The organism is Bosea vaviloviae, from assembly GCF_001741865.1.
GTDB classification, from domain to species: Bacteria; Pseudomonadota; Alphaproteobacteria; order Rhizobiales; family Beijerinckiaceae; genus Allobosea; species Allobosea vaviloviae.
This window is the reverse complement of record NZ_CP017147.1, coordinates 1,714,549-1,727,310: the sequence shown is the minus strand read 5'-3', so window position 1 is coordinate 1,727,310 and position 12,762 is coordinate 1,714,549. Positions and strand designations below refer to the sequence as shown.

At 66.4% G+C, this 12,762-nt stretch carries 9 protein-coding genes; 6 read left to right on the top strand and 3 right to left on the bottom strand.

Annotated elements, in window-relative coordinates:
* Positions 1–163 precede the first annotated feature (163 nt).
* The 3 genes from BHK69_RS08050 to BHK69_RS08040 form a co-directional block, all read right to left on the bottom strand.
* The gene (locus BHK69_RS08050) at positions 164–1,018 is read right to left on the bottom strand and encodes an ABC transporter permease (RefSeq protein WP_083269194.1); all 855 of its coding nucleotides are present in this window, start codon (positions 1,016–1,018) and stop codon (positions 164–166) included.
* Positions 1,015–1,989 carry an ABC transporter permease gene (locus BHK69_RS08045; protein ID WP_199579063.1) on the bottom strand — a complete coding sequence of 325 codons (975 nt, stop codon included), beginning with the start codon at positions 1,987–1,989 and terminating at the stop codon, positions 1,015–1,017. The genes BHK69_RS08050 and BHK69_RS08045 overlap by 4 nt, the downstream gene beginning before the upstream one ends.
* A 192-nt stretch (positions 1,990–2,181) precedes the next feature.
* Positions 2,182–3,738, bottom strand: a complete 1,557-nt coding sequence (locus BHK69_RS08040; RefSeq protein WP_069693472.1) for an ABC transporter substrate-binding protein — start codon at positions 3,736–3,738, stop codon at positions 2,182–2,184.
* A 291-nt stretch (positions 3,739–4,029) separates the two neighbouring features.
* Between BHK69_RS08040 and BHK69_RS08035 the strand changes: the two genes are divergently transcribed.
* From BHK69_RS08035 to BHK69_RS08010, 6 genes are all read left to right on the top strand, one after another.
* Complete coding sequence (locus tag BHK69_RS08035) at positions 4,030–5,583, top strand: HAL/PAL/TAL family ammonia-lyase (RefSeq protein WP_069689641.1); 1,554 nt, start codon at positions 4,030–4,032, stop codon at positions 5,581–5,583.
* Positions 5,584–6,011: 428 nt separating this feature from the next.
* Entirely contained in the window at positions 6,012–7,517 is a 1,506-nt protein-coding gene (locus BHK69_RS08030) for an ABC transporter substrate-binding protein (protein ID WP_069693471.1), read from the top strand.
* 158 nt (positions 7,518–7,675) lie between these two features.
* Entirely contained in the window at positions 7,676–8,653 is a 978-nt protein-coding gene (locus tag BHK69_RS08025; RefSeq protein WP_069689640.1) for an ABC transporter permease, read from the top strand.
* Positions 8,654–8,792: 139 nt separating this feature from the next.
* A complete protein-coding gene (locus BHK69_RS08020) occupies positions 8,793–9,629 on the top strand; it encodes an ABC transporter permease (RefSeq protein ID WP_069689639.1) in 837 nt (278 codons plus the stop codon).
* Positions 9,626–11,266 carry an ABC transporter ATP-binding protein gene (locus tag BHK69_RS08015; RefSeq protein ID WP_069689638.1) on the top strand — a complete coding sequence of 547 codons (1,641 nt, stop codon included), beginning with the start codon at positions 9,626–9,628 and terminating at the stop codon, positions 11,264–11,266. Before BHK69_RS08020 ends, BHK69_RS08015 begins: the two co-directional genes overlap by 4 nt.
* A 153-nt stretch (positions 11,267–11,419) precedes the next feature.
* Positions 11,420–12,709, top strand: coding sequence for an ArgE/DapE family deacylase (locus tag BHK69_RS08010; RefSeq protein WP_069689637.1), 1,290 nt, complete (start codon positions 11,420–11,422; stop codon positions 12,707–12,709).
* Positions 12,710–12,762: the final 53 nt, after the last annotated feature.

Here is a 12,762-nt window from a genome sequence, read left to right as displayed (position 1 = left end):
CTCGGGTCCGACCTTTGGTCGGCCCAAGGATAAACTCCGCGAAGAACCCGGAACCCACGACCGGGTGGCACGGTTCGGCAACCGAAAAACGCTCGCCCGGTCGTGGGTTCCGGGTTCGGTCCTGCGGACCGCCCCGGAATGACTGTGGTGGTGCGCGCCATCGCTAGCGCTCCCCGTCGAGGCGAGGATCGACCGCGTCGCGAAGCGCCTCGCCGAAGAGCGTGAAGCCGAGCGTGGCGAGAGCGAGCGCGCTGCTGGCGATCACCACGGGAAGCTTGGAATCCGAGAGATAGGCATAGCCGTCATAGATCAGCGTGCCCCAGCTCGCGAGCGGCGGCCTGACGCCGAGCCCGATGAAGGACAGCCCGGCCTCGATGGTGATGACCACGGGAATGTCTATCGAGGCGAGCACGACGAGCGGCCCGGCGATATTGGGCAGGATATGCGAGAAGACGATGCGCCAGGAGGATGCGCCGAGCAGCCGTTCGGCCTCGATATAGGGCGCATTGCGCACGGTCAGAACCTGGGCGCGGGCGACACGGCCGAAATGCGGGATCAGCGTGACCGCGACGATGATCACCACGAGCATGGTCGAGGGGCCGAAGACCGCGACGACCGCCAGCGCCAGCACGAGGCTGGGGAAGGACGAGATCACGTCGAACAGGATCAGGATGAGCCGCTCGGAGCGCGCCGGCAGCGAGGCCGCGAGGATGCCGAGCAGCGTGCCGGCGATGAGCGCCGTCGAGATCGCCGTCAGCGCCACCGCCATGGCGACGCTCGCGCCATGGACGAGCCGGCTGTAGAGATCGCGCCCGAGATGGTCGGTGCCGAGCCAATGCTGGGCGGTGGGGCCAGAGAAGCGGTTCAGCACATCGAGCGCATCGGGATCATGCGTCGCCACCAGCGGCGCAAACACGGCCGACAGCACCACGACCGCGACGATGACGAGCCCGACCGCGCCGCCGAAATGCGAACCGATGCGCCGGACGGTGCCGGCAATTGCTGCAAGCGCATTCATTGCCCGGCCGCCTGCGGAGCGGCATCGCGGCGGATGCGCGGATCGATCGCGGAATAGCTGAGATCGACGAGGAGGTTGGTGACGACGAAGATCACCACCACGACCAGCACGGCACCCTGCAGGACGGGGAAATTGCGGGTCGCGATCGCATCGAAAATCAGGCGACCGAGGCCCGGCCGCGCGAAGACGATCTCGACCAGAACCGCTCCACCGAGCAAGCGGCCGATACCCATGCCGAGCACGGCGATGGTCGGGATGCAGGCGTTCTTGAGCGCGTATTTGTAGGTCACCATCCGGTTCGGCAGGCCGTAGGCGCGCGCGGTGCGGATATAGTTCTCGCCCATCACCTCCAGCATCGACGAGCGCATCAGGCGCGCGATGAAGCCGATCCAGCCGACGCTCAGCGCTGTCATGGGCAGGATCAGGCGCTTGGCCTGGTCGAGCCAATCGCCGGGCTGGCCGGCGCCGAGCACGGGCAGCCAGTCCAGCCAGATCGAGAAGATCAGCAGCAGGAAGATCGCGATGACGAAGGAGGGGATCGCGATGAAGGCGACGCTGATGAAAGCCAGCGCATGATCGAGCGCCGAGCCGCGATGCGTCGCGGCATAACAGCCGAGCGGTACGCCGATCACGACCGCAAGCCCGATCGAGGCGAAGGTCAGGATGAAGGTGTAGGGGATCACCGCGCCGACGATGCCCGCAACCGGCCGGCCCGAAAGCACGTCGATGCCGAGATTGCCGGTCAGGACATGGCCGAGGAAGGTCGGCAGGCGGCGATACCAGGGCTGGTCGAGCCCCATCTCGACGATGAAGCGCCGCGCATATTCAGGCGTCGCCTGCGGGCCGAGCAGGGCGGTTGCCGGATCACCCGGCACGATCGCCGAGAGCGTGAACAGCAGCAGCATCGCACCGAGCACGATCAGCAGCGTCGTGACGAGACGGCTCACAAGGTAGCGCGCGGTGTCGCTCATTCCGGGGCCTGCCGCGGATGACCCGGCGTCCCGTCAAAAAGCGCACCGTCATCCTGGGCGGCCGGAGGCCGTCCCGGGATCCATCCTAGACCGCCGAGCCCTTCGATGGATCCCGGGACGCCCTTCGGGCGCCCAGGATGACGAAGAGCTTGCCTTGAAGCGCCGATCATCGCCGCGTAACCGGCCAACCGCTCAAGCGCTCGTGAAACGGTCGAGCTGCCAGTCGAGCGCGCCGGGCAGATAGGCCGGCTTCACCGAGGCGCGCCGCACGGCGAAGGCGACGTCGTTGGTGAGCCAGACGAAGGCGGCGGACTTGTCCATTTCCTGCTGCGCCTTGATGACGGTCGCCGCGCGCTTGGCCGGATCGGATTCGACGATCGCCTCCTGATAGAGCCTGTCGAATTCCGGGCTGTTGAAGCGCTGCCAGTTCCAGGTGCCGATCTGGCTGGAAACGAACCACTGCATCAGGAAGTTGGGGTCGAGCTTGCCGTTGAAGCGCATCATGAACAAATCGAGGTTCTTGCCGGCCTCGCCCTTGCCGGCGTCCCAATAGGTGCCGCCTTCCTGGACGTCGAGCTCGGCGGTGATGCCGACCTCCTTCAGCAGCGCCTGCGCCACCAGCGCCATGGTCTGGTAGGCCGGCTGGTTCAGGATGGTGATGCGGGTCTTGATCGCGCTCTGGCCGGCTTCCGCCAGGAGCTTCTTGGCTTCAGCGACATTGCGCTTATAGACCGGCGCCTCCGTCCAGGCGCCGAGGATCGGCTGCATGACCAGCGTGTTCAGTCGCGGCGCCTTGCCGTTGAAGCCGGCGAGCAGCATCTGGTCGACATCGAGCGCGAGCCTGACCGCCTGGCGCACGCGCAGATCGGTGAAGGGCGCCTTCTCCATATTGATGCCGAGCCAGACATAGGCCAGCCCCGGCGACTGATCGACGACGATGCCTTGCGCCGAGCGCATCGGCTCGGCAATGGCCGGCGGCAGCACCGCGAAATCGAGCTCGCCCGAGCGCAGCGCCAGTTCCGCCGTCTTCGGATCCTGGATGAAGTTGACCTTGATCTCCTCGAAGGTCGGCTTTGCGCCCGAATAGGTCGGATTGCGTTTCAGCACCGCGCCGCGCTGCTTCTCGACCGAGACGACCTGATAGGGCCCCGAACCGACCGGCTTGGTGTTGTGCTCGACGCCGCGCGCCATCACCGCCTTCTTCGAGACGATGCAGCCCGAAGCATCGGCGATCGCGATGGCGAGCAGTCCGGCATTGGGCTGCGAGAGGTTGATCTTGCCGGTATATGTGCCGGTGACCTCGACGCCGGCCAGGCCGGTCCAGTCGCCCTTATAGGGCGAGATCTTGCCGTCGACGGGCGCCACCGCGAAGCGCTCGAAGGAGAATTTCACGTCCTCGGCGGTCATCTCGCCGAAGCCGTCGGTGAACATCTGCCCGGGCTTGAGCGTGAACTCGATCAGGGTCGGGCTGACCTGCTTCAGATCGGCTGCGGCATCGAGCTCCGTCTCGACCGAGCCGTCCTTCTGCTTGATCAGGCGCTGATAGACGCAACGGATGACATTGGCGTCGTGCGGGCCGCCGCGGAAGGCGGGATCAAGCACGGTGATGTCGCGCTCGATGCGCACCGCGACGCTGGTCTTGGCCTGCGCCAGGGCCGGCATCGCGCCGAGCAGAGGGCTTGCAGTGACGGCGACCGAGCCTGCCACGAAGGCGCGCCGGGACACGCTGAGCTCCAGATCGTTCTGCATCATCGCTCTCCTCTGTCCATCGATCTTCAGACGGCCTCCGTCGTCAAACGAGCGAGCGACCGGGAAGATCCCCCTTGCCGCCATCGTCAGCCGGATCGAGGGGTGAGGTAAAGGGCCGCGCTGCCAGTTCTGTCAGCAATCGCAACGGCAATGCTCACATCTTCGCGCCTTTGGCGGGTGAGAGGTCGGTTGCGCGGCTGTTGAGGCTGCGGCTACCGTTCCAACCGAAGCGCCGCCGGCGCCGCATCCCACCGCCTGCACATCGCAAGGCATCGACGGAGATCCTTCTGCGTGAGCGAATTCCTTCTGGGCGCCGCGCCGGTCGGGCTCGGCTTCGTCATGGCAGCCAGCCGCCGCGGCACGACGGTCGCGCTGGCGCCTGAAGCGCGCGACAGGGTGGTCGCGGCGCGCAGGGTGGTGGAGCGCTATGCGCAAGGCGACGCGCCGATCTACGGGCTCAACACCGGGCTCGGCGGCAACGTCGCCTTCCGTCTGGACAAGGCTCAGATCGAGGCGTTCCAGGTCCAGATGGTGCGCGGGCGCTGCATCGGCATGGGCGAGCCTTTTCCCGAGGCGACGGCGCGCGCCATGGGGCTGTGCCGCCTGATCGGCCTGGCCCAGGGCGGCTCGGGCATCTCCCCGCCGGTGCTCGACACGATGGTGGCGATGTTCAATGCCGGGCTGACGCCGGTCATTCCCGGGCGCGGCTCGATCGGCGCCGGCGATCTCGGGCTCTGCGCCCATCTCGGCGCGGCAGTGATCGGGCTCGGCGAGATCTTCGTGAACGGTGAAAAGCGCTCCGCCATGGAGGCGCTCACTTCGGCCGGGCTGCAGCCGGCGACGCTCGCCGCCAAGGACGGGCTCGCGATCCTGAATGCGAGCGCGGTCAGCTGCGGCCACGCCGCCAAGGTGCTGGCCGAGCTCTCCGACATCCTGTTCGCCTCCGTCGCAATCGCAGGGCTGACGGATGAGGGTTATGCGGCCAATCCGCAGATCTTCGACGCCAGGCTCGCAGCCGCGCGGCCTGCCGGCGGCCAGGAGCGGGCGGCGGCGATGTTCCGCGCGGTTCTCGCGGGCAGCTATCTCCATGACGAGGGCGCGGCCCGCTCGATCCAGGACGCGCTCTCCTTCCGCGTGCTCGCGCAGATCTACGGGCCGGCGCTGACGAGCTTCGAGACGGCGGTCGAGAGCGTCGAAACCGAAATCAACGCCGCGGCCGACAACCCGCTGGTCATGACCGATGACGATTTGATCCTGTCCACGGCGAATTTTCAAACGCCAGCGATCGCGCTGGCTTTCGACACGATGGCGATCGTCAACACGCATCTGGCGACAGCCTCGGCCTACCGCACCATCAAGATGATGAACCATCATCTCTCCGGCCTGCCGAAATATCTCTCGCCGATCGGCGGCGCCTCGAACGGCTACAACTCGCTGCAGAAGACCGCCTCCTATCTGCATGGCGAGATCCGCCTCAAGGCCGCGCCTGCGAGCTGCGATGCGCTGCCGGTCTCGGAGAGCGTCGAGGACCACGCGCCGCAGACGGCATTGACGATCCGCAAGCTGGAGGAGCAGCTCGTGCCCCTGCGCATGCTGTTCGCCATCGAGGCCGTAGTCGCGGCCCAGGCCGTCGATATCGGCAAGCGGCCCCGGCTCGCGCCCGCCACCGGGGTGCTCTATGAGGCGATCCGCGCGAGCGTGCCGATGCTGGTCGAGGATCGCGAGACCGGCCTCGATGCGATGAAGGCGCTGGCGGTGATCGCGCAGCCAAGCTTCGTCGCCGCTCTGCGCGAAGCGATGCCGGCAGATGCGGCGGGCGCCTTCGCATTGTCGCGGAAAGGCTGACGGCGGACGCCTTGCGGCATCGTTCCTGCTTTCCTGCCTGCATTGCAGGAAAAATGGACAGGGACGACGGAACCTGCATCGCAGCAGGCAGAAAGCCGTTGCGACTGCCTGCAAAGGCCGCTCGGGCGGCTATCGCTGACATAGGCAGAGGCTATTGGACGATCGCCGCGCTGCCTCGTTATCGTTCCCTTGCGAGCTGGGCCGCGGAGGCCATCCGCGGGGAGTTCTCATATAGGGCAGCGGCAGAGGCTCCGGCCCTGTGCGGCACGACCAAGCTATGATCTAGTCCGAGGCGGGGCGGATCGCGAAAAAGATGCGACCGACGATTAAGACAGTCGAGGCAGTGGGAGAAGATGATGACGAGTTCAGCATTCCGCCGGCATCTCGCCGTGACGACCGCGCTTGCAGCCTTCGCGCTGGCGCCGTCCATGGCGTCGGCGCAGACGCCCAAGAAGGGCGGCAGCATCCATGTCGTGGTGCAGCCGGAACCGCCGATGCTGATGCAGGGGCTGAACCAGAACGGCCCGACCAACATGGTCGCGGGCAACATCTACGAATCGCTGCTGCGCTATGACGAGAAGCTCACCCCGCAGCCCTCGCTCGCCAAAAGCTGGGAGATCTCGCCGGATTCCAAGGTTTACACCTTCAAGCTCCAGGACGGCGTGACCTGGCATGACGGCAAGCCCTTCACCGCCGACGATGTGGTGTTCTCGCTCGACAAGTTCCTGCGCGAGGTGCATCCGCGCTGGCGCCCGATCGCCAACGGCCAGGTCGAGAAGATCGAGAAGATCGACGACCTCACCGTCAAGATCACGCTGAAGCAGCCATTTGGCCCGCTGATCCTGTCGCAGGAGGTCGGCGGCGCGCCGATGATCCCCAAGCACATCTATGACGGCACGGATTACCGCGCCAACCCTGCCAACAACACCCCGATCGGCACCGGACCGTTCAAGTTCAAGGAGTGGAAGAAGGGCTCCTATATCCACCTCGTCAAGAACGAGAACTACTGGCAGAAGGGCAAGCCGAACCTCGACGAGATCTATTGGCAGATCATCCCCGATGCGGCCGCCCGCGCCGTCGCCTACGAGACCGGCAAGATCGACGTGCTGACCGGCGGCTCGGTCGATGTCTACGACGTCGCCCGCCTCTCCAAGCTGCCCAATAGCTGCGTCACCACCAAGGGCTGGGAGATGTTCGCACCCCATGCCTGGCTGACGCCGAATATCGCCAAGGGCGGCCCGCTCGCCAACAAGCAGTTCCGCCAGGGCATGATGTTCGCGATCGACCGCGAGTTCGGCAAAGACGTGGTCTGGGGCGGGCTCGGCAAGCTGCCGACCGGACCGATCTCGTCGAAGACCAAGTTCTACTCGGCCGACGTGCCCAAATATGCCTACGACGTCGCCAAGGCGAAGGAGCTGATCAAGGCCTCCGGCTATAAGGGCGAGCCGATCAAGCTGCTCGCCCTGCCCTATGGCGAGGTCTGGAGCCGCTGGGCCGAGGCGATCAAGCAGAACCTCACCGATGCCGGAGTCAACGTCTCGATCGAGACCACCGACGTGCCGGGCTGGACCCAGAAGGCCAGCAACGGCGATTTCGACATGACCTTCAACTATCTCTACCAGCTCGGCGATCCCGCGACGGGCGTGGCGCGCAACTACATCTCGACCAACATCGTCAAGGGCAATCCCTTCGGCAACCAGGGCGCCTATGTAAACGCCGAGGTCGACAAGCTCTTCGCCGACGCCGCAATCGCGCCTTCGGACAGCGCTCGACAGGAGCTTTACACGAAAGTGCAGAAGATCCTCGCCGACGACGTGCCCGTGCTCTGGCAGCTCGAGATGGATTTCCCGACGATCTATCGCTGCAACATCAAGAACCTCGTCAACAGCGCGGTCGGCGTGAATGACGGCTTCCGGGATGCGTGGAAGGAGTGACACGGGTCGCGCCTGACAAACAGGCGCGACGTCATTCGTCATGGTCGGGCTTGTCCCGACCATCCACGTCTTCACTTTTCCAATGCCGTGTTCAAGACGTGGATGCTCGCCATAAGGGCGAGCATGACGGCGAGGTCCACGTCAATGCGGATGCCTGAATGAACCTCCTCCACTTCCTCTCCGGCCGATTGGTGAAGGGCGTTCTCGTGCTCTTCGCCATCGCCGTGCTGAACTTCTTCCTGATCCGCGCCGCGCCGGGCGACCCGGCGCAGGTGCTGGCCGGCGAAGCGGGCGCGGCCGACGCCCAGTTGCTCGAACAGCTGCGCCAGCGCTTCGGGCTGAACGAGCCGATCACGACGCAGCTCTGGATCTACATCAAGGGCTACATGACCTTCGATCTCGGCTTCAGCTATCGCCAGCAGCAGTCGGTGCTCAGCCTCGTGCTCGACCGACTGCCCGCGACGCTGCTCCTGACCGGGGCCGCCTTCGCGCTTTCGCTCGCGCTCGGCATCGTCATGGGCGCGCTGGCCGCAAGGCGCGCCGGGCGCTGGTCGGACAGCCTGATCACGACGCTGTCGCTGGTCTTCTACGCGACACCGCTGTTCTGGATCGCGTTGATGAGCCAGATCGTCTTCTCGCTGAAGCTCGGCCTCGTGCCCAATGTGGGGTACGAGACGATCGGCGCGAATTACACGGGGCTGGCGCGGGCGCTCGACATCGGCCACCACCTGATCCTGCCGGCGCTGACGCTCGGCCTGTTCTTCACCGCGCTCTATGCCCGGATGATGCGCGCCTCGATGCTCGAGGTCGCCGGCGCCGATTTCGTCAAGACGGCACGCGCCAAAGGGCTTTCCCCGGGCATCGTCTCGCGGCGGCATGTGGCGCGCAACGCGATCCTGCCCGTGGTGACGCTGGCGGGGTTGCAGGCCGGCCAGCTCGTCGGCGGGGCGGTGCTGACCGAGACGGTCTTTGCCTGGCCCGGCATCGGCCGGTTGATGTTCGACGCGCTGGTGCAGCGCGACTATTCCGTGCTGCTCGGCGTCTTCTTCATGTCCTCGGCCATGGTCGTCGGCTTCAACATCCTGACGGATCTGGTCTATCGGCTGGCCGATCCGCGTATCGAGGCTGCGTCGTGAGCTGCTTTGCACCCCCGTCATGGTCGGGCTTGTCCCGGCCATCCATGTCTTCATTTGCCACGTCTTCGCTTGTCGAATGCTGCGTTCAAGACGTGGATGCTCGCCACAAGGGCGAGCATGACGGTGAGGAGGCGGGAGCATGAACTTTCTCAAACGCTTCTGCCGCAATCGCGGCGCCGTGCTCGGCCTGGTGATCCTGCTCGCGGTCGTCGCCTTCGCGCTGCTGGCGCCCTCGCTCTATCCGAGCTCGCCCTGGCGCATGGTCGGGCGGCCCTTCATGGCGCCCTTCGCGCTGGAGCGCTTCCCGCTCGGCACCGACACGCTCGGCCGCGACATTGCGGCAGGCATGGTCCATGGCGCACGCGTCTCGCTGATGATCGGCGTCGTCTCGACGATCGTCTCGCTCCTGATCGGCGTGCCGCTCGGGGCACTCGCCGGCTATGCCGGGGGCTTCGTCGACGACGCGCTGATGCGCTTCACCGAGTTCTTCCAGACCATTCCCTCCTTCGCGCTGGCGATTGTGCTGGTTGCGATCCTGCAGCCGCAATTGAGCTCGATCGTGCTCGCCATCGGCGTCGTCTCCTGGCCGCCGGTGGCGCGGCTGGTGCGCGGCGAGGTGCTCTCGCTGAAGACGCGCGAATATGTCCAGGCCGCCGTCACGATCGGCCAATCGACGCCGCGCATCATCTTCAGCCAGGTGCTGCCCAACACGGTGGCGCCGATCATCGTGATGGGCTCATTGATGATCGGCTCGGCGATCCTGCTCGAATCCGCCCTTTCCTTCCTGGGCCTGGGCGACCCCAACCTGATGAGCTGGGGCTATATGGTGGGGGCGGGGCGCACGCGCCTGCTCGACGCCTGGTGGATCAGCTTCTTCCCGGGCTTTGCGATTTTCCTGACCGTGCTGGCGCTCAACCTCGCCGGCGAGGGGCTGAACGATGCGCTGAACCCGCGCCTCGCACGAGGCCGCGAATGAGCGATATCTCTCCAAAGACCCCGCCTGTCCTCTCCATCGAGAACCTGACGCTGGCCCTGCCGGCTCTAGCCGACCGGGCGCATGCGGTCGAAGGCGTGACGCTTGCGATCGCGCCCGGCGAAACGCTCTGCGTCGTCGGCGAATCCGGTTCGGGCAAATCGATGATCGCCCATGCCGTGATGGGCCTCCTGCCCAAGGCGGTGAAGCCTGCGGGCGGTGCGATCAGGCTCGCCGGACGCGACCTGCTCAGCCTCGACGAGGAGGCGATGCAGGATGTCCGCGGGCGCGAGATCGGCATGATCTTCCAGGAGCCGATGACCTCGCTCAACCCGGTGATGCGGGTCGCCGACCAGATCATCGAGACCTTCGACGCGCATGGGCTGCACGGAGCCTCCGAACGGCGTGCGCGCGCCATCGCGCTCCTGACCGAGGTCGGCCTGCCCGACCCGCCGCGCCTCGCCAAGGCCTATCCGCACGAGCTCTCGGGCGGGCAGCGCCAGCGCGTGATGATCGCGATGGCGCTGGCGCTCGAACCCAAGCTCTTGATCGCCGACGAGCCGACGACCGCGCTCGACGTCACCACACAGGCGCAGATCCTCAAGCTCCTCGATAATTTGCGCCACAAGCACGGCACGGCGGTGCTGTTCATCACCCATGACATGGGCGTCGTCGCCGAGATCGCCGACCGCATCGCCGTGCTGGAGAAGGGCGTGCTGGTCGAGGAAGGCACGGCCGACCAGGTGCTGGGCGCCCCGCGCCATGCCTATACGCAAAAACTCCTCGCCGCCGTGCCCTCGCTCGTGCCGCCCGTGCGACCGGCCTTGCCGGAGAGCCCGCCCGTGCTCAGCGTCGAGGGGCTCGGCAAGATCTATCGCAAGCGCTCCTTTTTCGGCACGGCGCGCGAGGTCAGGGCGGCCGAGGACATCTCGTTCGCGCTGGTCCGGGGCGAGACGCTCGGGCTCGTCGGCGAGTCCGGCTCCGGCAAATCGACCGTCGGGCGCTGCTGCCTCAGATTGATCGAACCCAATAGCGGGCGGATCGTATTGAGCGGTCAAGGCTCGGGAGATCTCGTGCTCAGCGATCTCGGGCCCTCAGCGCTGCGCCAGCACCGCAAGCGCATCCAGATGGTGTTCCAGGATCCCTTCGCCTCGCTCAACCCGCGCCAGACTGTCGGCCGCATCATCTCCGACGGGCCGGTGGCGCATGGCGTGGCGCGCGTGACCGCCCTGATGAAGGCGCGCGAATTGCTCGAACTCGTCGGCCTCTCCGCCAATGCGGTCGACCGCTACCCGCATGAATTCTCCGGCGGCCAGCGCCAGCGCATCGGCATTGCGCGTGCGCTCGCGCTCGAACCCGACGTGCTGGTGGCCGACGAGGCGGTCTCGGCGCTCGACGTCTCCGTGCAGGCGCAGATCCTGTCCCTGATCAAGGACATCCAAAGCCGGCTTGGTCTCGCCATCCTGTTCGTCACCCACGACCTGCGCGTCGCGGCGCAGATCTGCGACCGCATCGCGGTGATGCAGCGCGGCCGCATCGTCGAGACCGGCCCGACGGCGGCTTTGTTCGCCGCCCCGCAGCACGAGTATACGCGGCAGCTGCTGGCAGCCGTTCCCGGCGGCGGGCGGTTCGGGCACTAATGAGCGCTCCCTCGCCATTCCCCGGGGGAGCGCAACGCAGCCCCGAGAATCCTGGGGCGAGACGATACTGGTTTTAGAGATGGCCGGATCGAGCCCGGCCATGACGCGCAAAAGCCCTGCCTGCCGCCTGTCCCACCTGCCGGAGCCCAGCCCATGCCTCTCGATCCCGCTCTCCGCGACAAGATTCTTGCCTCCGTCGAAGCCGGCTTTGCCGAGCAGATCGCCTTCACGCAGGAGCTGATCCGCTTTCCCTCGCTGCGGGGCCAGGAACACACCTGCCAGGACTTCGTCTTCCGGGCGCTTAAGGATCGCGGCTTCACCATGGACCGCTTTGCGATGGACAGGGCCGCGATCGCGGCCCACCCCGGCGGCGCGCCTTTCTCCGACACGCATTCCGACGCTCCGATCGTTGTCGGCATCCATCATCCGCGCACGGAGACCGGCTGTTCGCTGATCCTGCAGGCGCATGTCGACGTCGTACCCACCGGCCCTGTCGACCAGTGGACGCATGCACCCTTCGACCCGGTGATCGAGGGCGACTGGATGTATGGCCGCGGCAGCGCCGACATGAAGGCCGGGGCCGGCGCGAATTTCTACTGCCTGGACGCCCTGAAACGCATCGGCCTGCAGCCGGCGGCGACGCTCTATCTGGAGTCCGTCGTCGAGGAGGAATCGACCGGAAACGGCGCGCTGATGACGCATTTGCGCGGCTACCGCGCCGATGCGGCGCTGATCCCCGAGCCCGAATACGAGATGCTGGCCCGGGCCAATGCCGGCGTGCTCTGGTTCCAGTTCGAGGTCCGCGGCGTGCCGGTGCATGTGCGCGAGATGGGCACTGGCGCCAACGCCATCGACGCCGCCTATCGCGTCGTCGCGGCGCTGCGCAAGCTAGAGGAAGAGTTCAACGCCGAGAAGGCCGGCCGCGAGCATTTCGAGGACCAGCCCCACCCGATCAACCTCAATATCGGCAAGATCGAAGGCGGCGACTGGGCTTCCTCGGTACCGTGCTGGTGCCGGGTCGATTGCCGCGTCGGGCTCTATCCGGGCGTGACCGCAGAAGAAACCGCCAAGCGCATCGAGGATTGCATCCGAACCGCGTCGCGGGCCGATGCCTTCCTCGCCAACAACCCGCCGAAGGTGACCTTCAACGGCTTCTGGGCGGAGGGTTATGTGCTCGCGCCCGGCAGCGAAGCCGAGGCCGTGCTCGGCCGCGCGCATGAGGCCGCGCTGGGAGCGCCGCTGAAGAGTTTCATGACGGCAGCCTATCTCGATACCCGCGTGCACGCGCTCTACGACAAGATTCCGGCGCTCTGCTATGGCCCGATGGGCGAGAACATCCACGCCTTCGACGAGCGCGTCAGCCTGGCTTCGCTGAAGCGCATCACCGGATCGATGGCGCTGTTCGTGGCGGAATGGTGCGGCGTCGAGGCCGTGAACGGCTGAAGCGCCGCCGCGACGCGCGCCCGATCCGTCCGGGGGCCGGCTTGGCCCGGCAG